This window comes from Rhodopirellula sp. UH5 (genome assembly GCF_056839225.1).
This window is the reverse complement of sequence record NZ_CM166390.1, coordinates 671,724-695,226: the sequence shown is the minus strand read 5'-3', so window position 1 is coordinate 695,226 and position 23,503 is coordinate 671,724. Positions and strand designations below refer to the sequence as shown.

Sequence of the window (23,503 nt, the reverse complement as noted above, 5' to 3'; positions counted from 1 at the left end):
TATTCCTCAAAACCGTTTTAAGCGGATGCGAATTTCTGCTTGGAGTGCGCTCGGAGACGCCTGAAAAGCATTCGGGAACTTTTTTGTCTCATTTTGCATCCAACGCCAGGTGAAAGTCACTGAAACCGGATGACCGTCACGACCGTCACGCAGCGACATAAACCCTGCCATAACAGCGTTTTTCGTTGCTTTGCGAGGCACCCCAAGTAAACTCGACCCCCGCGGCAAAGCCCTCCTTACGCAGCCGCTGCACCTTATCCAAACTGCCAAAAACCAGAAATTCCTCTGACTTTGGCATCCATTTTTGCAACTTCCCCCGCATCCTGCTCCGCCGCCGACCAGCCCCAAATTGGTCTGCCACGAGCGGCACGACGAGGCCAACACTGATGACGATCGGTACCCCGGGCAACTCTTCCAACATGCACAACGCCAACGAATCGGCCGCTAAGCGGCGTGATGATCGTCGCCGCCGCAGCGGATCCTCCTTGTTTGGAGGGCAAACGCGACGCGGCAAGACCCAACGAGCCAAGTTGGAGCGACGCCTGCAGTCACAATCGCTCGAGGCCCGTCAATTGCTGGCTGGCCCAGAATTGGTCGCGATTCAGCCCAACGCGTCTGAGCTGATTGACAACAGCAGCACGATTCGCAACGTCAATGGTGTGGAGCTGCTCAACGTTTCGCCCAACGAGTTGACCTTCCGATTCGATGACGACTCATCGATCGATCCCTCCACACTCGGAACGGCCAACAATCCGCTGGCGATCAGCGTGACCCGTGCCGGCGACGATGGTGGGTTCGAAGCGGCGACGGCCGTGACGGACTTCAGCACCAGCGGCAGTGTTCTGCTGGAATTCCGCTCCGCAGCGGCAGGTGTCAGCGGCAACGGAACAACGATCAATGTGACGGGATCCGTCCGTTCGTTGGTCACCGCTCCCGTGATCATCACACAAGATCCCGAGAACAAAACCCTCAACATCGACCTGAATGCGAACCCCAGCCGTCAAGCAACGGTTCGCGATCTGACGTTGGCTCTGGAAAACTACAACGCCACCCAACGCAACCTGAACCGTGACACGGTCGCCGATGCGTTCCAAATCAGCGGACCTTCGTCGACTCCGATCGGGCAATCGGTCGCCAACAACCCAGTCTCGCTCACGCTGTCGGGCGCCAACGCCGCACAAACGGTCACCGACCTGGGTCTTGGAAATGCTTTCAGCACCAAGCTCGTCGCCAATCAATCTGGCGTCGGTGGCCAAGGCATCTCGGTCGTGATTCAGTCGCGTGACTTTGGAGGCCCCACTGATCCGTTGGTTTCCGTCAGTGGCAAAACCATCACGGTTCAAATCAACCGCAATGCGAGCAGCCCCACGACTGTGGGCGAGTTCATTGACGCGATCAATGAGACTCCCACCGCTTCGGAATTGATCACTGCAACGCAGGAACGTGGCAGCACGACCCAATCGATCGGCAACTTCGCTGCTACCTTGCCACTCGCTGGTGCCACCGACACTCCCGTCAACGCGGGCTACATCGGCATTGGCAGCAACCCCAATGAAGTTGTCTTCCGCTTCGCTGAACCGCTTCCCGATGACGCCTATCAAATCGAAATCTTCGGTGCTGGCGATCGGGCTTTGCGAAACCTCGCAGGCGAAGCGTTCAACGACGGAGTCGACTTCGCTGTTCCATTCACGTTGAACAAACCACCGCAAGTTTTGGCCGTGGTCCCCGAACCAATCGACATCGACAACCAAGGCCAACGCACGCCACGGTTGAACATGATCGATGTTTACTTCACCGATGATGTCAGCGTCGCGAATTTGGCGTCCCAGACTGAATTGTTCCAGTTGATTTTTACCCGTGACACTGCCACGGGCGAAGACGACGTGGTCTTCATGCCCAACGACATCTCGGCCATCGCAGGCAAACCCAACGCGGTTCGTTTGACGTTCGATGACTTCTTGAATGACGGCAACAGTAACTTCAGCTTCTCAGAAGTCCCGGATCTGTCGCAGCAAACCAACCCACCGATGCCGGTTGACCAATTGCCCAAAATCTCGGGTGCGATTCGCCTGAAGGTCGGCAACGACAGTGCTTTGCCAATGACGCCCGGCAACGTTTCGGTCGCGTCCGATGCAGGCGACAGTTTCGACACCGCGTCGATCATCAACAACTTGACGGGAATCGGCCAAGGCCAAACCGCGAGTGTTCGTTTGACCGGCGGTGAAGTCGACAATCCCAATCCAAACGATCCGCTTTACACGCTCGACTTCCCCGGTGGCACGGATTACCAAGGCGTTCGCGACATTCGAGAGGATGACCCGAGCCGTCTGGAACGCACTGTCCCGTTGGATGTCTGGCGTCAAGGCGCGGACACTTATGACGGCATCACGACCGCTTACTACAACTTCCCATCCAGTTGGTTGGGTGACGATCCCAGCAACAGTGGATTGGATCTCGACAAAACTTACGTCAACCTGATCACCGAAGAACAAAAGCAACGTGTTCGCGAAGTGATGTCGCTGTTCAGCGAATACCTTGGCGTTCAATTCGTTGAAATCGGTGACACCGCGTCCGGCGCCGTCACCAGCATCCCTTCCGGCAGCCCGCTGCTGAGCATCACGTTGGGCGAACTGTACGGCAGCGTGGATGACGACTTGATCGTCAACAGTGCCGTCGGTGGTGTGACCTTGGACACCCGCCCGCTCGATATCAACGGGCAAACATACTTGGGCGTTGACCCCAACGCGGATTCCATCGGCGACCGCCAGTTGTTGGTGATGGACGCGCAAGACTTTGACGCCAGCGTGGACGATCAAACCGGAGGTGAATTCTTCCGGGGTGCGTTCTTGGGTGTCGGTCAATTGCTCGGCTACGGGTATTCCGATTACCTGCCGCAACCGGTGACCCAGTCCACGGGATCGGTTCTGGACAGCGATACCCCCGACGTCATCACGACTTCCTCGCAATTGAACGACGACAACGAATCGTTGTTCCCGAGTCCCTCGGACATTGTCAACGGACAGTACTTGTTCCGTCCGGAAGCCAACGACATCGATCTGTACCGATTCGAATTGACCGAACCGGGAACGTTGTCCATCTCGACCGTGGCGGAACGACTGAGCCTGTCCAGCACGTTGGACACGGCCCTGCGTTTGTACAAGCAAATCGGCCCTGACGAATACATCGAGATCGCTGCCAACGATGACTACTTCAGCAACGACTCTCTGATTGAAATCGACATTCTCGAAGCGGGTGACTACGTCGTCGGCGTCAGTGCGTCTGGAAACACCTCTTACAACCCGGTCATCACCGGCACCGGCATCGGTGGTGTGACCGAGGGCACGTACGAATTGGTGATGTCGTTTGAAACGGCCGCTGCTAGCAGTTTGCTGGACACTCCCGTCGGCAACACCGCTGCTCAGCCGCTCGATGGCGATGCGGATGGTCAGCCTGGTGGAGAATTCAATTTCTGGTTCAACCCAACCGATCCCGATGCCGTCATTTACGTTGACAGCGTCACGGGCACCAACCTGCCCGACCGCAACTTCACCACCAACGACGTCAATCAATTTGACTTGTTCGTCACGATGGGCACACCGACCAAACCGGTTGCTGAAATCGACGACGCCATTCGATTGGCTGAATTCCGCCTGAACAACGGCGGCACCCCGGTTACCAAAATTCGCGTGATCGGTGGCGGCAGCTACGAAATTGGTCGTTCGGACCTTGGAAACGCATTGAAAGACGGCACCAGCCTGGATGTCCCACAAGACATCGCGTTGGTGATCGATGGCGGTTCCGAATTCAAAATGTCTCGCAGTCGCATCGGTGTTGGCAGCACGACCGAATCGGTCGATCGCAGCAACTCATCGATCCAGATCTTGGGCACCCCATATGACGCGGTCTCGTTCGCAGGGCTGAACGGACAAGTCGGTTCCTGGGGCGGTATCGATCTGCGTGGGGACATCGACTACGCCGACGACAGCAAGATCAACATGGAAGACAACGCCGTCTTCCTCAACCACATCCAATACGCCGACATTCAACACGGTGGTGGTCAAGTTTCGGTCGATGGACAGACCGTGACGATCTCGCCCATTGAGCTGGCCGATGTTCGTGCAACGATCCTGAACAACCAGATCAGAAATTCGGCTCAAGCTGCCATCGCAGCGACGCCAAACACATTCGAAGAGACTCGTTTCGACGAATCGCAGTACCAAAATCAAGTGGCCCCTGGTGCCTCGACTCCTTCGTACTTCACCAGCGATGTCACCCGCGTCGGGCCTCACATCCGCGGCAACGTGCTGACGAACAACTCCATCAACGGGTTGCAAATTCGTTTGCTGACGCCAACCGGTGGCGACTTGCAATCGTTGGATGTCAACGCACGCTTTGACGACACGGACATCGTTCACGTCCTGACCGAAAACCTGCTCATCGAAGGCAACCCGGGCGGTGTCAACGCGGCCAACGAAGCCCCCAGCATCCTGCTGGTTCGGACCGCCACGACCACCACTCCCGCGACCGCCGATGGTTTGGCCGCAGGCGACTATGTCTATCGCATGACATTCGTGGACCAAAACGGATTCGAATCCACCCCGAGCGAAGCGACATCGTCCCTCACCGTCGGTGCCAACGGTTCGGTCCAATTGTCGGGTCTGCCAACTGTGACCGCCGACAGCGAATTCGCTGGCCGTCGTTTGTACCGGGCCACCGTTGACGCCAACGGCAACCCAGGTGAATTCCGTTTGGTCGCTCGCCTGAACACCGACGACACGTCCTACCGCGATTCCGTCGCGGAAGGCAGCGACATCATGAACCCCAGCATCATCGCTGGAACCTTGCTGTCGGGTGCCAGTGCCTCCATCCAAACCAATTCCGTTCCGAACCCCGTTGGCGGTGGAACGGGAATGGTTGAACCTGGCCAATACGTTTACCGCTTCACCTATGCAACGGCCGATGGAACAGAAGTCGGACCAAGCAGTGAATCGCAGGTCATTGAAACCATCGACGAAGGTTCGATCAGTGTCTCCGGGATCCCAGCCGCACCAGAAGGCAGCGGTTTTGCTTCCCGAATCGTTTATCGAGCGACCGTTGCCAGCGATGGAACGGTTGGCGAATACCGCCAAGTCGCGGTTCTGAATGCGTCTCAAACATCCTTCACCGATGCTGCTTCCGTCGGCACCGACCGTTTGGATTTGTTGACCATCACGGCACCTTTGCAAGCCCGAGCTGGTCGACTCGATCCAAGCTTGGTGATTGATCCGGGCATGATCGTCAAAATGGATGGTGCCCGCATCGACGTGACCTTCGGTGCTCATCTGTACGCGGAAGGCACTGCGAAAGAGCCGATCATCCTGACCAGTCTGAATGACAACCGGTACGGAACCGGCGGTGCATTCAACACCAACAACATTGCCGAAGGCACCAACGACGGTCAAAACGATCTGACAGCCGGCGATTGGTCGGGCATCTACTTGGCGTTCGGTGCGGACGCATCGTTCGACCACGCGGTCCTGGCCGGTGGCGGTGGGACGTCACGGATTGAAGGTGGTTTTGCCAGCTTCAACGTGCTGGAAGTTCACCAAAGTGACTTGCGTGTCGCCAACACCCGTTTCGAAACCAACGCGGATGGCCGCGGTTTCTTGAACGACAGCGACAGCAGCCAGAGTGACCCACGCGAAGAACGTGTGGGACGCGTCAACAACGCCAGCGGAACGATCTTCGTCCGCGGGGCGCAACCTGTTTTGGTCGACAACGAATTCATCGACGGCAGTGGCCCGGCGATGACCTTCGACGTCAACAGTTTCTCATGGCAAGAAGTCACTGACCCAGGTCGTTCGACGGCCAGTCGTGACTTTGGCAACGGCACCGTGGTCGAAGACAGCCTCGATCAATACGAAATCTCGGGCAACAGCGGTCCTTTGATCGCTGGCAACTTGATCGACGCAGCCACGGTGTCCGACGAAGACGTCGCCGCCGGCATCGTCACCGCTGGGCTGAACGGTTTGGAAGTTCGCGGCGGAACCGTCGCCACGGAAGTGGTTTGGGACGACACGGACATCGTCCACATCGTCCGCGACATGATCGAGATCCCCAACCAGCACATCTATGGCGGATTGCGACTGGAAAGCGACGCTCGCGGATCGCTGGTCGTTAAATTCCAAAACCAAGACCTCGACGTCGAGGACGTCTTGCTGCGTCGCCAAGCCGGCATCGTTGCTGGTGGCACGCTGCTGACCGCAGAAGACGAGATGCTGGACATCGCTGACCGCATCGGCGGCAGCCTGCAGATCGTTGGTCAACCTGACTTCCCAGTTGTCTTGACCAGCCTGCTGGACGACACCATCGGCGCCGGATTCACCCCCGACGGCATGGCCAACGTCGACACGGACAACAATGGCGTTCGCGTGGATGCCGACGGCAATCCAATCACGACCCTGACCAGCGATTCCAGCGGTGGCGAGTCCACCCCAGCCTTGTTGCCACTGGGACAAGAGTACGATCGGGCGGACAACGCGGAAGTCGACAATGGCACCACCATTGACAACGACATCGATCCAAACTCGGCCGGTTACCTCAGCACCACGGTCTTGGGCGGCGGTGAACTGCAAAACGTCGTCGTGACTGGCATCGACCAGAACAACGGCGGCGCACTGCTGGCACAGCAGAACTACGCGTTCCTGTACACGACCTACATCGAAGTCACCAACGACGTCGGAACACGCACGCGAATTCCGTTGATCAACGCGTTCAGCCCAACGGACAATCCCAACCCGATCTTGGTCGGTCCCGACCGGGTTCGCAGCAGCGGCGTGTTCACCGCGTTCGGACGTGAAATTCGCTTCACCGCGGAAACGTTCATCGTCGACAACCGCGCGGTTGCCTACACCACGCTTGATTTCGAAACCGTTGACGGAGCGGACTTCTCCGCCGGCAACATCGGCGACATCCGCGTGATCAGCTACTTGGATCAAGGCGTCACCGCCGACGACGCGGACGTGTTGTATCAGATCGGCACCCCCGGCCAGAGCGATTTCCGCTTGATGACCTTGAACGAAACCGCTCGTGTCGGCTTCACTCACGGCGGTGTTTACGAAAACGACTCGATCAACCAGTTCAACGCCTCGTACAGCGGTTGGGTCACCGACGACGCTGGCGATCTGCTCAACCGATTGAACACCGTTCAGAACGGACTCACGTTCGACATCGCCGCCAGCATCAATGGCGACATCCCTGCCGCCTTCGGTCCTGTCGCTGGCTCAGCGAACTTCGACGGTGTGACGAGCGGAACCACGGCGATCAGCCAAAACAGCCTCCCCGCTGACATCGAAACCGCTCACGTTTGGGAACTCACTGGCGGAAGTGACGCTGCTCGCGTGACCACGTTCGTCGAATGGATCCCGTTTGATCCTGCCAACCCTGCCAGCATCTCGCTGCCACAAAGCGTTGACGGTGCGGGATCCTGGGACGGCATCACGATTCGCGAAGCCGCTTCGGATTCGAACGTTTCCATCACCGGTGAAAACGAACCGGGCAATGTCGGCAACAGCGACACCAACGCCACGCCAGCCACGTCGCAGTACTTGGGCGAATTGGCTCCTTCGATCGAAGCCGGTGACGAATCCCGTCGCATTGGTTTGATCGTCGAAGGCGAAATCAGCAGCCGTGGCGATGAAGACGTGTACGCCTTCGTCGCGGAAGCTGGCACTCAAATCTGGCTCGACATCGACCGCACAAATTCCAATCTGGACACGGTCATTGAATTGATCGATGCCAACGGAAACACGCTGATCCTGTCGGACGACTCCATCGAAGAAGCCCGCCAGATCGAAGAATTGTTGTCCGTTGACCCGACCGATCCAAACGCCGCGGCACGTCGTGCTGCTCTGACGGAAGAAATCGCACGTCGCAGTGGTGGCGGACTGAATGGTTACAACATCGATCAGGTGCTCGGCCTAGGAACCACGTTGGTGGATGCCACCGCCGACGACTCGATGTTCCAAGACAACTACTCGACCAACGCTCGCGATGCCGGCATGCGGATCACGCTGCCGGGAACCGTGGGACAAACGTTGCTGTACCACGTTCGTGTTCGCAGCGGTCTGAGCGATGTCGCTGAGGACGTGACCCTCGCCAACGGTGGCGGTTTCTTGACCAGTGCCGAGTCGCTGGGCAAAGGCCGCACGACCGGCAGTTACCAGTTGCAAATTCGTCTCGGCGAAGACGACGTGTTCGCGGGAACCCAGGTTCGCTACAGCGACGTGCGTTACGCCACCAACGGCGTTCAAGTCATCGGCGGCCCGATGCACAGCCCACTGACCGGCACGGACTATGAAACCGAATCGGCCAATGAAACACTCGCGGACGCTCAACGCCTCGGTCTGTACGACAACCAGTACACCTCCGATGGAACGATCACGACGTTGGCTGACGGCAGCATCGTCATCAACCGTGACTCCGGCGGCATCGACCGTGTCGACATCGATTTGGACAACCCTGCCGGTCCGTTGTCCAGCGACAATCTGGCCACCAACATCTCGGGCATGCTGACCGACGTCGATGACGTCGATTGGTTCGAGTTTGACATTGAATATCAACAACTCACTCGCGACGACGCGGCCCTGTATCTGGCAACCGTGTTCGACCTCGATTACTCCGACGGTTTGGCACGTGCGGACACCGCTCTGTACGTCTTCAACTCGCTGGGTGAATTGGTTCTCATCGGCGGTGACAGCAACATCGCGGACGACCAAACTTCGCCTGGCACCGGTTACGATCCATCCGATCTTTCGCGTGGTTCGTTTGGCAACGCCGACCCCTACATCGGTTCCGCTGAACTTCCCGAAGGCACGTACTACGTCGCGATTTCGAACCAATCGCGTCAGCCAGCCGTGCTGGACCAATTCACCAACCGCGACACCGCCAACCCATTGTTGCGTTTGGAACCTGTCGATTCGATTCAACGCATCGCGGAAGAGAACTTCGAAGTCTTTGACTTCTATCCTGGAACCGCGTCCGCGCCCGTCCAACCGGTGTTGTTTGACGACAACTCGATCCTGGACTACTCGCTCGACGACGTCGTCCTGTACGTCAACACGGGCTCGACGCTGTTTGTCGTCAACCCATTCACGGGTGAAACCTACGGCACGATCGGAAGCTTCGGCGATGAAGTTCGCGACATTGCCTTCACGGCCAATGGTGAGTTGTTCGCCTACACCGGCTACGACGATCGCCCTGCGGGTGACACGACGTGGACTTACAACCGCATCGACACAGCAACGGGGCAACTGAGTGCGCCGCTCAGCGTTGGTGCTGGAATCGAAACGTTCCACAACTTGGACGCGGAAACCCCACCTGCCCAGCAGATTCTCGATGAAGCCAGCGACGATGGCCTCGAGGTCGAAGCCATCACGATTCGAGCACGATTTGGTTCGGAAACAGGCTTCTTCATCGGCAACCGTCCCACCGCCCAAGACGGTTTGGACTACATCGACAACATCTTGTATTCCTTCAACGAGGAAACGGGTGAAGCGACCGGTCCCGTCTTCGACCTCGCTCTGTTCAATGCGGGTGCCGGTACTGACCGCCGCGAAGTGGGTGCGATCGACACTGCCATCCCAACTGGCAACCAAGACACTCAACTGGGTATCTCCGATGCCACCACGAACGACGCCAACGGGTTGCCTGTGGCGAGGTTGTTCGACGGTGACACGTTCAGCCTGACCAACGGCACCGAGACCGAAACGTTCGAACTGAACCAAGGTTTCACGATCCTGGCTGCATCGCCTGCGGATTCGTTGACCGGAGCGACGCTTGCCAACGCCGCGATTCCAATCGCGACAGACACCACACTCGATCCTGCCAGCATTCTCAATGGCACATTGTTGACAGTTGAAACGCCTGGCAACGCTCCCGTGACTTTCCAAATCACGGACTCCACCGCGGCGATTCCTCCGGGCAACATCCGTGTGCCTTTGGATCGCAGTTCCGACGCTGTGGTCTTGATTGACACTCTGGCATCGGTCATTCGCGACCAAGGCATTCCAGTTTCCGCCAAGGGAACCCAATTGGCTCTGCCGACCGCGACCAACGTGCAGTTGACCGGTCCCGGTGCAGTGGCTGCTGACGGCATTGCCTTGGTGGGCGACAACAACGTCACCGCGGGCAACATCGCTGTGACCCTGCTGCCAACCGACACTGCCGAAACAATTGCGTTCCGCATTTCGCAAGCCGTCCAAGCTGCGAACACCGGCGGTTCCTTGCCAACTGTCACCGCGACGCCTCAGGGCAACTCGCTGTCCATCACCGGTGCAATCGCCAACGTCAGCAGCGTGACCGGAGCCGTCCGGGCTGGTGGTTCACCCAACGGCGGAACGATCACGGGCATCGAGATGGTCGGCAACGATCTGTACGGTGTCAGCGACAACGGTGGTCTGTACTTCGTGCCGAGTACACAGCTCAACGGAACGGGTGCCCGCTTCGTTGGCAACTACGTCTCCACCGCCACCGACTTGATCGGGTTGAACTTCACCGGTCTGCGTGCCGGCCCGAACAGTGTCGAAGACGGTGCCTACAGTGACATCCTGTTCGGAACGACCAGCAACGGTCGCATCTATGCCTTCAACACCCTCGGCGAACTGCAGCCCATCTTTGCTGGTGGTCGCAGCTTCATCGACACGGGCATCTTCGGTGCATTGGGGCTGGACTTCAGCACGCTGGATTACAACCTCTGGCACGTTGCCGGGGCTCGAGCAGACGATGCTGGACACGGTTACACCGAGACCTTCAGCGATACCCGCCCCGAAGTTTCGGGTGGCAACTCGCTGCAGTTCAACTACACCGCCGGAGCGTTCAACAGCAACTACGGCTTTGGCGAAGCTCCTGTCCAGAACTTTGGCACGGCCAACGAAAACGTCCGTCAAGATGGACAAGACGTCCAAAGCACTTACAACCTTCCCGGTGGTGCCAAAGGGATCGTCCAGTCCAATTCGTTCAGCCTGGAAGGCTACTCGTCGGCTGACCTGCCAACGATGTACTTCAACTACTTCCTGGAAACGGATGGTGTTGACGACGACTCAGCAACCGACAACGACGATGACTTGTTCGCCGAAGATCGCGACACGCTGCGGATCTATGTGATCGATGCTTTCGGCGTGGAACACTTGGTCGCCACCAACAACGAAACGCGTGGCACCGGCGACTTCGACGACGAGTTCGACGACCCAGCAGAAGTCGGAATTTACGACGACGACATCGACGTGGACGTCCAACAATTGTTCGACAACACCGGAACATGGCGTCAAGCTCGTGTGCCGCTCAACGAATTCGCTGGTCAAGACGGCCTGTCCCTGAGAATTGAATTCTCGACCGCCGGCACGACCGCCACCAACACCGCTGAAATCCGCACCGTCGCGGCCAGCGGCCTGACCGATGGTGAAACCTTCACCATCGGCGGACAACTGTTCTCGGTGGATCTCTCACCAACGATTGCCTTCCCATCGGGAGCACAACTGGCTGACTTGTTCAGCAGTGGTGCGACCGCGGAAGCCACTTTCACCGTGGACGGCCAAGAGTACATCTTGACCGATGGAACACGCACCGTCACGGCCGATCAAATCGAGATCGATGTGACCAACGGTCTACCGACCGCCTTGGCCACGTTGACCGCCGCCGATATCGCCTCCGCGGTTACCAGCACGTTTGACACCAGCGTCAGCGTCGAACGTTTGGTTCCTTCGGGAGCTGAACTGGCGGTCTTCTATCAGAACAACCCTGACGAATTCCGCACGGTGTTCCTCAACGGAAACGAATACTTGTTGGACGACGGCTTCCGTGATACCGCCGATGCAACGGCTCAGATCACAGGCACTGCCCTGATCCCAGTGGACGTCCTCGCGGTTTACCAAAGCCTGGAAGACGCCGATCCTGATGTCGAACAAGTGGTCGACCTGACCCAAGAAGACATTGCACTGGTTCTGTCCACCGTGATTGGCGAAGCCGATGGTGCGGTTGACTACGACCAATTGGTTCCGACCGGCAACCAACTGTCGACCTTGTACTCGGACGTCTCCGAATCGTTCGTCATTGAAATCGACGGCGTCGAATATGTCCTCAACGATGGAACCCGTTCGATTCAAACCGGCCAAGTCACGGTCGCGATCGCGGACTTCGCACGATCGGACATCGGAGCGGAACTGCAAGCCGTTGTGGAACAGAACACGGGTGTTCAATCAGCCCAATTCACCACCGTCGACAATTTCGACTTCAGTGACGCGTCCGACCCCGTCGATCCATTCGGCAACCCCAACCCGGTGGGTGCAGTTGGTCGCAATGACCTGTTGTTCCAGGCAACGCCGCTTCCTTACACCGATGGCAATGCCCAAGTTACCGGTCGCGGAACACTCGGCACGGTCACCGGCGGTGGCGTCACGAACCTTGGCGACGTGGACCTGTCCAGCGTCGAAGTGGCTGCTGGCACCACGATCACCGTCAGCACGCTAGCGGACAACCCTGGGATTGAACTGAACGTTCGCTTCTTTGATTCCACCGGAGTCGAACTTCGCAGCCCCACGGGAGGTTTGCTGGCGATCGAAAACACCGCCAACGGAACCGTTTCTGTCACGGCTACATCTGACGGTGTGATCTACATCGGAATCAGCGGCCCTGAAAACGGCGACTACGATCCTCGCGTCTCGGGAACCACCAACGCGGCTCAAGTCGGCGGATACGAAGCGACTGTGTCCATCAACCCAGAATTGGACGTGCAAGCCAACTCGTCCGTGGTTGAATTCAACGGTGTCGGATCCGTCTCCGTCTCAACCGGCAGTGGATTGCGAGTCGGTTCACAAAATGCCTTGCCTGGCATCCCGGTCCAAATCAGCCACTCCGACACGGCTCAAGAAGTCGCTGAAGCAGTTCGCCAAGCTCTGGCCAACCGATTCACGGACGGCAACGAGACCTTGATTCCTCAAGTTGGCTCCGCAGTCCGTCTGCCTAACTTGACGATCAATGATTCCGGTCCATTCGCATCGACGGCACAACGTTACGGTGACCAGTTTGGTGCCAACGGCCAACCCGCTGCCTCCGACAACGAGAACAACGGTGCGTTCATCGATGACATCATCATCGGATTCGCGGAACGTGGTGAAATGGTCTCCTCGGCCAATCCAATTGGCACCGACGAAGCCTTCATCGTCAACGATTCGGTCAACTTGACCACCCCAGCCCAACCGACTCAGCCGACCGTCTCGGGTTCCTATCAATTGGAAATCCGCGATGCATCGGAATACGTCAGCAGTGGCCTGGATGGCGATTCTCGCTTCCGCACGTTCGACACCAACGAACGACTCACCAGCGGCATCACCTTGACCGCGCTGCCGGCTTCGGAAATCGAAGACGGTGCGACGTTCACCTTGGCCGATGCGAACACGCGTCTGACATTCGAATTCGACATCCTGAACGACTTCGGTGCCAGCGACGGATTTGTCAGCGATGACAACCGAGTGGTGATTCGTCTGCCACGAACGGCGACGGCCGAGGAAGTCGCCAATGAGATCATCCGCTTGATCAACTCCAATCAAGTTCAAGCGGTGATTGATGGCAGTGCGGCTCGTTCCAACGGAACCGTGCCACCAGCCAGTGCCAGTTCGCCAAATGCCTTGGTCAACGCGGACACTCGGATCAACCTGTACGGGGACCTCAGCCTTCGTCCTGACACAGCCGGACGCCCCTCGTTCGAGAACATCGAGATCTCTGAACTGCGTGGTGACTCCAACCGTGCCACCGCCGAGCAAGGCGTGATCATGATCGAGAACAACCGGTTCTTGTTCAGTTCCAACGCTGGTGTCGATATCAATCGTGACGCGTCCGCTGGGGTAGTTTCGGACGACCTGCGTGATGCCACGCCATCGATCCTGACCTATGCTCGCAACTTGATCGAACTGAACACCGAGAACTTGATTCCTGGTGTGGTGGTTCAGAACAACGTCATCGCGTTCAACTCGGACGCCGGCATTCGCATCACCGGCTTGGATGGTGACGGCGGAGCATCGGAAGACCCAGTCGGCTTCGACCGAATTGTCAACAACACTCTGGTCGGTGGCCCCATCGCCAGCGGTGCTGAACTCGGACCTCAGGTGTTCGAATCCATCCTGTTCGACCAAGGCGGCATCTCGTTCGCCGACGCGGTTGTGCAAGACACCTTGGATCTCGGCCCCGACGTCAGCTCGGAATTCACTGACACAGAAGCCGCGTTGGGATCGCCTGATTGCCACGGCATCGGGCCTGAACCAACCACCGGTCAGTTCACCTTCTCGCTGGGGTCTGGCGGACAAGCCACCTTCCTGTTCCAAGACAACCTGTTGGTCGGTGACGGAACCTCCGCCGCTGACTTGGTGATCTTCGAATCGGGGACTCCGGAACGCGTCGCGGTCGAAATCAGCCGCGATGGTGTGACGTTCTTCTCCGTCGGTCAAATCTTTGGCACGGACAACACGATCGATCTGGACTCCTTCGGCTTCGGACCGAATGATCAATTCGGATTTGTCCGGCTGACCGATTTGTCCACCTCTGGCACGTTCGACTTCGGTGCTGCGGGTGCGGACATCGACGGCATCGGTGCGATCTCCACGATTGCTCGTGAGATCTACACACCGGGCAGTCAAGGCATCGTGGTTCAACAGAACTCGGCCCCAACGATCCTGAACAACATCGTCGCGAACTTCCAGAATGGAATCGTGGTCGCATCGCCGCAAAGCAATGTGGCCGGTGACGTGGACGTCTCGGGTGACTTGACTGTCATCGGCGGCAACACGTTCTATCGCAACGCAAACGACGCGACCTCGGGTGACACGGGACTGTTCTCTCAGTTCATCAGCCCGTTCCAACAGATCTTCGTCAATCCAGTCAACTTGGTGTTCACACCGCAAGCTGGCACATCCACGATCGACAGCGGCATCAGCTCGCTGGAAGATCGCTCGTCGCTTGAAACCGTTCGCGGTGCGATCGGATTGCCACCGAGCCCGATCATCGCTCCGATTTACGATCTCAACGGACAACTTCGCAGCGACGATCCAAACGTTGCCTCGCCAAACGGCCTTGGTTTCAACGTCTTCGTTGACCGCGGAGCCGAGGAACGCGGCGACAGCGACGGACCACGATTTGTTGTCACCTCCCCTCGCGGAGACGACCTGTTCAACTTGGCTGGTCAAGCCTTCAGTTCGGGAACGATCCACGATGCGTTTGAAATTCAACTCATCGATGGAATCGCTCCCGCCGACGCGGCTCCTGGAGTTGGCATCGATGACTCGACCGTTCTGTCCGAGCTGGTGCGGATCACACGATTCTTCTACGACAGCAACGAAGTCGAACTGCTGTCCGAAGGTGTCGACTATCGATTCAGCTATGAGCCTGGCGACAACACGATCCGCCTGACTCCAATCGGAGGCGTGTGGCCCGACAACGCGACTTACACCGTCGAATTGCTCGGCAGCACTCTGTCCGGCGACAACGTCGGTGTCTTGAAAGCCGAAGAAGGACGCGTCTACGCCGATGGTGCGACCACCCAAGTCGGCGACAAGATCTTCGAAGCCGACACCGGCATCGGGCTGTCGATCCTGCCGAGCGAGTTGACCACCGTCAATCCACTCACCAACCTCGTCGAATCCAACATCGACGGGCAACTGGTGACGATTTACGACGGAGTCAACGAAGTCACGTTCGAATTCGACACCGAGTCCATCGCCAACGTCGCCGATGGAAACATCGCCGTTCGTTTGCCTGAAGCGGCCACTGCCGAACAAATCAGTGACATCTTCGCTCGTGCGATCAATGGTTCGGAGTTGCAACTCGTTGCCATTCACATGCAGGTCGACGACGACGCCACGATTGAAACCGGCCGCTTGCAACTGCTCGGAGCCACCGAAGCGAGCGAGAACAGTTACGTCTCGTTCGAATCGGATAGTTTCCTGCGTCAGACCAACCACGTCCTCGATGTCACGATGTTGATCACCACCACGGACGGCATCAACGACTTCGACGGCCAGCAAGTCACGATCTTCGACGGGCAACAAGAACTCACCTTCGAATTCGATTCCAACGGTGCGGCCGCGGCCAACGCCGATGTGGTCGTCGCGATCCGAACCGATTCAACGGCCCGTCAAATCACGGCAGAATTGCTTTCCGCAATCAGCACCGCGGGACTGAATGTCGAAACCTCCGGAGCAACGGGCAACTTCCGTATTTCCGGAACCAACGGACCGATCTCCGTCACCTCGTTGACCGATTCGGTCATCGTGGAAGGCAACAGCGAAATCGGCGTGTCCTTCGGCTTCGGACTGATTGTCCCAACCGAAGAAGGCAGCGTTTCGCCAAACCTGAGCGACGGTCAAACCTTCACGATCTCTCGTGGCACCACAGAATCGGTCACATTCGAACTGGACTTCGACGGATTCCTCAACGATTCGTCCGCGGTTGCGGTATCGATCGCCGGTGGTGGATTCGGTGGTTCGACACCGGACCAAGTCGCCGACGCTTTGGTCGCTGCGATCTCGGCCAATGTCACTGGTTTGACCCCGGTCAACATCGGCGGCGGACGTGTGACCTTGGGCGGTGACGACCAATACAGTCTGAACTTGGCCAACACAGCACTCTCACAATCCGGATTCGCCGGCCAACCCGCTTCGATCCCAGTCATCGTGCCACTGGACGATGTCCGCAGTGCAGTTGTCACCGGACTGGAACAATCCAGTGCAACCAAGCTGAACGCGATTCAGCCGATCATCGACATCCTGTCGCTGTCGCAAACTGGCATCAAACGCATCGCTCACCTGTACGGCGAAGCCATCTCGGATGCCTTTGCAACTGAGATTGCGGCCGGTGACCTCATCGTCCAACAACCTGATTCACGAATCTTGATCGAAGGAGCCTCCTTGGTTCGCGGTCAGTCCGTGATCAGCGATCGGATCACCGATGATGTCGGCAACCAATTGCTGACGGGCGAAGCGGTCATCTTCGTTGGCGAATTGCTCGACTTTGGTGACGCGGCTGACCCACGCATCCCCGTGGATGTCAGTGACAACGGTCCTCGCCACGTCATCAACGAAGGCTTCCAGCTCGGCGATCAAATCACCGCCGACTCAGGTGGCGTCGACAACGGTTCCGGAACCGCCGACTCCAACGCAGACGGTGACGATGGCGTCGCAATCTTGGGTGCCATGCGTCCTGGGTTCTCGACTCAGTTCGTCATCGATGTTCAATCGCCAACGGTTGGCGGCGTCACACCAGCGTTCTACTTGGACGCCTGGTTTGATTGGAACGGTGACGGAACCTTCGACGAAACCGAAGTGGAACGCTTCGGCAGCATCGGCTCGGGCGTGGCCCGCGTCATCGGAACGGGCGGCACAACCGTCAACATCAATGTTCCGTCCAACGCAGTCGTGGGTGAAATCCAAACTCGCTTCCGCCTCTCCAACGAAGCCGGTTTGGGTTCGGACGGATTGGCTCAATCGGGCGAGGTCGAGGACTACACGTTCACGATCAACAACAATCCCTACCAAAACCCCTCGTTGATCCAAGACGTCAACGCCAGTGGAGCGGTCACGCCACTCGACGCTCTGTTGATCATCAATGCGATCAACGCTGCCGACGGCGACATCAACCTGGCAAACATTCCTGCGGGAATCACCTTGCCTCAGTACCCCGATGTCAACGGCAACGGTGTTGTCTCGGCGTTGGACGCTCTGATGGTCATCAACCGACTGAACGAGTTGACCAGTCCTGGCCAAGACCCCACTGGTGCCGGAGAACCTCTCCTCGCATCGACGTCTTCGACCACGGTCGCTTACTCCCGTGTTTCGGACGGTGTCCTGGCGTCCACCGCCACGATCGCCTTCGACCCAACGTCCCGCAGCGATGACGATTCCCGATCGTCCGAAGCCGCGGGCGAACCCATCGTCGAAGCAGCCTCCAAATTGGTGGCGGATTCCGCCAGTGTGTTCGATTCCGCAGCCGTGATCAGCTTGGACGACGTGGTGGAAACCCTGGCAAATGATCGCGATCAGGCCGACCAATCCGAGGAATCGGAAATTTCGGCATTGGACTCAATCTTCGCGTCGATGAACTAATCGTCGCGAAGAAAACCTTCGGTCAGAAATCCATTTTCGTGAGCGTGACGTAGAGTTCGAATGGACGGTTCCCCCGTTTCATTCGAACCATACGTCACGCTCGCTTTTTTGGGTGCTGGGGTGTGATCCAGCTCACCGGAACCGGTAATTCCAGCCCCTCGAATCGGCCCCAAACCGGTGAATTCGTTGAGTTTTAGAATGAAGTTGGGAACCAAACGGACGTTCGCCAACTCCAAGGACTGAGGAAACGGCGGCCAAACACCCTTTTCAACGCTTTCCCTGCGATCGGCCGACATGCGAAAACGGGCTTCCAGCAACAAATCCAATCAACGAATTGCCGCCTTCCGTCGCCTCGCGACCAGGCGACCGCTGACGCTCCAGACATTGGAAACACGGCGAGTGATGACAGCGGGCATTCCCGTCGGCGCCACCACCAGCGACACCGCCGAGTTCTTTCTCGGTCGCGTTGCGGTCACGCCCATCTTTCTGGACTCCACCGGCCAAACCGACACCAAAACCCAAAATTGGACCGCTGGCGAGATTGACGAGGTCATGTCCAAGATCACCACCGGACTGAACTGGTGGACCGAAGCCCTGGATCGACTCGACACCGTCCATTCGCTGGAATTCGTGATCGACGACACCTACGCTGAAAATCCATTGCAAATCCCGATCGAACCGATCGATCGCACCAGCAACAGCTACAGCACCTACGTCGGACAATTCCTGGATGACACCGGGATCGATGCGTCCCTGTCTTTGGACGAAGGCATGTTTGCATTCAACGCATCGCAACGCGAAGCGCTTGATACCGACTGGGCGTTCTCACTGTTCATCAGTGACGCCTCCGACGACGCCGATGGCTACTACGCCTCAGGCGGATCGTTCTCGGGCGCCTTCGCATTCCCGGGTGGATTGTACGTCGTTGCCCCCTCCACCCGGCCCGCTCAAACCTTCGCCCATGAGATCTCCCACATCTTCTGGGGGTTGGACGAATACAGCGGCGGTGGGTCGTACGACCAAAGCCGTGGCTACTACAACACTCCCAACGACAACGCCGAAGACAACCCGGCCCCCGGATTCACTCAGCAACCCAGCATCATGGCGGGCGGCAACAACCTGGTGAACGGGTACCAAAACTTCGTCTCGCCTGAGACCACCTTCGCGATGATCGGATGGCAAGACTCCGACGGAGACGGCATCTTCGATGTGCTCGACGTCCCGCTGAACTTCGACGGCAGCGGTCACTACGATTCCCAAACCAACGAATTCCATTTCCGCGGGGAAGCGTCCTCCGCGACACTGATCAACCAAAACTCATCGGGACCACAAAGCGACATCACGCTCAATGTCGTGTCGGAATTGCAAGTCTCGATTGATGGTGGTGAATGGACGACGCTGCAGTCCCCCGACAGTCCCACTGCGACATTCGACTTTTCGATCGATGTCCCACCGACCATGACCTCGGTCTCCCTGCGAGTCATCGACGCCGCAACAGGAGTCACCAGCCAAACGTTGACGGGTTCAAGAACCACCCCCTTGGTTTCTGAGTCCCCCGTCGCGGGCTTCGTCTACTTTGATGAAAACGGTGACTCCAACCGCAGCGAATTCGAATCCCTGCTGGCGGGGATCCAGTTGGATGTGCTCGCCGCCAACGGGACCGAACTGTCTAGCGGCAGTTTTGACGTCGCCGATGTCAGCCTGGACACCGACCTGTTGCCCACCGGCGGAATGACTTTCGCTGCCATCGGTGACAATGTTCGCACGGAACTCCAAGTCCAACAGGACACCCGGTTCGTCGACGAACCATTGATCCACGTGATGGACCAAAACTTCAGCCGCTGGTGGCCCGGCCTGGATTCCCGTCTGGGAATGGAAGTCACCTTTGATCAACCGGTTGGCCACGTCGAAGTCGATCTTGTCGGACTGCAAGACGACAGTTACGGACGAGTCGAGGCCTATGACGCGGCTGGTAATTTGATCATGCGAGTCACCACGGACATCCGCAACACGGCCAACGGGAGTCTCAGCGAAGGTCAAAACCAAACGTTGACGCTGGTCGATCCCGAATCCCGGATCGCACGCATTGAAATCGCCGGACATGCCTCCACCCAAATCGGAGTCACCGGGGTCCGGCATGGCGTCGAACCTCAAATTGTGACGGACGCGTCCGGTGCCTTCACCCAAACCAACTTGGCCGACGGACAATATCAACTGCATTGGCAGCCCACGCAGGTCATTCACGCGATTGCCGATGCGACGATCACCGTCGTGGGCGGACAAATCACTTCGGGCGTCACCACAGCGGGAGACCTGGTCTCCGTTGCTGCGACCCGAGTCGACAGCCCTCGCTACAACACCGACCTCGGCGAAGACGTCAACGGCGACGGGGTCGTCACCGCCTTGGATGCACTGCAAGTCATCAACGACTTGAATGCCAACGGCGACCGCACCCTGACCTTCGCTGAAACCACCGGCTCCAAGATCGACGTCACCAACGACGGCAACGTCTCTGCCTTGGATGCGTTGCGAGTCATCAACAAACTCAACGAACTCGACGGTGGATCAGAACCTTCCGGCGAATACATCGCGGATGCTCAATCAAGCGGCACCGGCGGAGACAACTCATCGGACTCGAATTCTTCCGATTCAAATGGTTTCGCGGCCTTCTCCCATGCGACGAACGATTCCCTCGCGTCGCATGACGTGCCCCAGCCAACATTCGATCAACAGGGTTCCAACGACGCCATCTTCCGCGATGACGAAACCCTGGGCGAAATCCTCGGTCTGGAAGCCAAATTCATCGCTTCCTAGGCAGGTCGGCAGGAATGCCCCGGCTTAACCATGTGAACCGTTTGGGCGTTCGCCCCGGTGCACGTGGGAAGAAGAACGCTTGCCAAAACAGCTCCCATGCCGAAAGACAACAGCCGGTCGGCTAAGGCCTGATCTCTCGCGTTTCCCAACAGATCCCCGGAAGCTTTTCGAGAATCCTCTGGAAGCACTGACAATTTGGGCATTGCTCTGCGCCTGTTGTCGGTTGCCTTGAAAATGCCGAAGGTCGGTTCGTTCCCTGAGGCTCGGGCTCTTCAAGAAAGCGTTCCCTGAGTCCCCACCTTGGAACCACACAAACCATCAAAGTGGCTGTGTCGCTCCAGCGGGACCCCGGACCGTTGCGATCCAAAACGGTGTTTGAATCGCAACGTTTCAGATTGGCTGCGCGTGGGACACGCGTCTGACACCGTGGCTCATCACCTGACAGGCGAGAGCTGGCTCTTCGCCAGGCTCTTGGGATGGAGCACTCGCTCGGAACGATCGCTGCGGAAGGTGAATTCCAATGCCGAATCCGCGGAGGCCAACGATGGATCCAACTCCACCAGCAAGCCGGCCTTTTGAAATCGCTTGAGCAGTTGCAGCGGATTGCAACAACTGAACTTCTCTAGAACGCTGCTTTGGCATCGGGCCGCTTCCGTGAACGTCAGCTCGCGTTGCGCGGCAATGGCTTTGATGGACAAACCGTCGCAAACCGAGGGAAGAACCAGGCGTTCTTTTTCGGTCAACGTCGCCAACTCCTCTTTCAATTGCAGAGCCAAGTTCATCCGCATTTCACGATCTTCACCAATGGAAAGAGCCGTTTTCACCAGCGAAACAAATCTCTCTGGATCCACTGGTTTTTCAAGCAGATCCAAGGCGCCCAGACGCATCGCTGCCGTGGCAATCGGAACCGTCGCGACTCCCGAAACCAAGATGATTGGAATGTCCAAGCAACGTTCCAGCAGTTCTCGCTGAAGCGAAGGGCCATCCAGACCCGGCATCCGAACATCCACGACCAGACACGCGATCTGGCTCTGGCCGAGTTCCGCCAAGAAGGCATCTGAATCGGCGTACTCTCTCACAGCGATCCCGACTGACGCCAGAATTCGCCCAATTGCAATGCGATCAACCTCGTTATCGTCGACCAGGTGTATCGTCGGCGATTTGGTTTCATCACTCATGTCTAAATCCTTTTCGAATAACCAACGAACTTTGCATGCCCGCAAAGTCAAACATCGCCCCGTTCAAAGGTACGACATGGAAGACTGTGGGGAGACGCAATGTCCACGTAATGAACACAGGAACACCCCCCCTCGGTTGGTTATAACGATCGAATGGCGCATCCGCGCTTCAAACGTAACCTATTGTTCTGAAAGGGCAGACGCGAAGACAAAAACAAAACAGACCAAGACTTCTTTGGGGCAAAAGACAATGAGACCGATCTACTGGGGGCCGTGCCTGTTCGTCGTTGTGATCAGTTTGGTGCGTGTGCACGAATCATCGCAAGCGGACCACGTTCTCAAGCAAGACTTTCCAACTTCGATCGGAGTCTCGATCGCTGGACCTGAATTCGGAACTCACCATTCCGATTTTTCAAACGTCAATCCAGGCGTCTTTGAAGTCGACTACACCTATCCGGGCGCTTCGACGATCGAGCCATTGGCACAGCGTGGGATTCGGTTGATGCGATTGCCGGTCCGATGGGAGCGTTTGCAGCCGGCACTGGGCGAAGAACTGGATCCACAAGAACTTGACCGCTTGGTCCGAACCATCGCCCAGGTGCGAGCCTCCGAAGCTCGAGTGATCATCGATCTGCACAACTACGGGCGGTACCGAACCCTCACTGCCCGGGGACCTCGGGATTGCATCATCGATCAAAGGATCGACGGGCAAACCCCGGTTTCAAGCGAGCACTTGGCTGATCTTTGGACCCGGTTGGCAATCCATTTCCACGATAATTCAACTGTGATTGCTTACGGGTTGATGAATGAACCCCATGACATGGGGCGTTCCAAATGGGACGAAATTTCTCAGCGTTCAGTCGATGCGATTCGAGCTGTTGACCAACAAACATGGCTCCTGGTTGCCGGTGATGCCTGGTCCTCCACCGAGAAATTTTCCCGCGTCAACGGCCCAGACGCTTGGATCAACGATGCGACAGGACGCGTGCTCTACGAAGGGCACTGCTACTTGGACCACGATTCCAGCGGTCAATACAAACTGTCCTTCGCTGAAGAAGCATTCAATGACCCCAACATCAGGCAGCGCCCCGCCAAGCGACTGCAGCCCTTCGTGGAATGGTGCCAACAGAATCGCGTGCGAGGATTTGTGGGTGAATTTGGCGTGCCCGTTGACGACGCCAATTGGAACGACCTCTTTTCGGAAATGCTGGTGCAAATGGACCAAGCCGATCTTGGCGGGTGCGTCTGGGCAGCTGGGCCCTGGTGGGCGGACTACCCGCTTTCAGTGGAGGTGGGCCATTCCAAAGAACTGGATCCATTGTCGTTGCGGAAAATTGTGGAACGGAATTGACGCCGTGTCACAAAGTCAGAGCTAGGCTTTCAGAC

General features: G+C 57.7%; 5 protein-coding genes. 3 read left to right on the top strand and 2 right to left on the bottom strand.

Going from position 1 to position 23,503, the window contains the following annotated elements; genetic code table 11:
* Window positions 1–386: 386 nt before the first annotated feature.
* Window positions 387–18,125, top strand: a complete 17,739-nt coding sequence (locus UH5x_RS02480) for a GEVED domain-containing protein (RefSeq protein ID WP_482634591.1) — start codon at window positions 387–389, stop codon at window positions 18,123–18,125.
* Here the strand turns inward: UH5x_RS02480 and UH5x_RS02475 are convergent.
* Window positions 18,122–18,421, bottom strand: a complete 300-nt coding sequence (locus UH5x_RS02475) for a hypothetical protein (RefSeq protein ID WP_173442710.1) — start codon at window positions 18,419–18,421, stop codon at window positions 18,122–18,124. The genes UH5x_RS02480 and UH5x_RS02475 overlap by 4 nt on opposite strands.
* On the opposite strand from UH5x_RS02475, the gene UH5x_RS02470 reads away from it, so the two are divergent.
* Window positions 18,420–20,939 carry a dockerin type I domain-containing protein gene (locus UH5x_RS02470; protein WP_482634590.1) on the top strand — a complete coding sequence of 840 codons (2,520 nt, stop codon included), beginning with the start codon at window positions 18,420–18,422 and terminating at the stop codon, window positions 20,937–20,939. The genes UH5x_RS02475 and UH5x_RS02470 overlap by 2 nt on opposite strands.
* 434 nt (window positions 20,940–21,373) lie before the next feature.
* Here UH5x_RS02470 and UH5x_RS02465 read toward each other — a convergent pair whose 3' ends face one another.
* Complete coding sequence (locus UH5x_RS02465) at window positions 21,374–22,117, bottom strand: response regulator transcription factor (protein ID WP_482634589.1); 744 nt, start codon at window positions 22,115–22,117, stop codon at window positions 21,374–21,376.
* A gap of 250 nt (window positions 22,118–22,367) precedes the next feature.
* On the opposite strand from UH5x_RS02465, the gene UH5x_RS02460 reads away from it, so the two are divergent.
* A complete protein-coding gene (locus UH5x_RS02460) occupies window positions 22,368–23,468 on the top strand; it encodes a glycoside hydrolase family 5 protein (protein ID WP_482634588.1) in 1,101 nt (366 codons plus the stop codon).
* Window positions 23,469–23,503 lie beyond the last annotated feature (35 nt).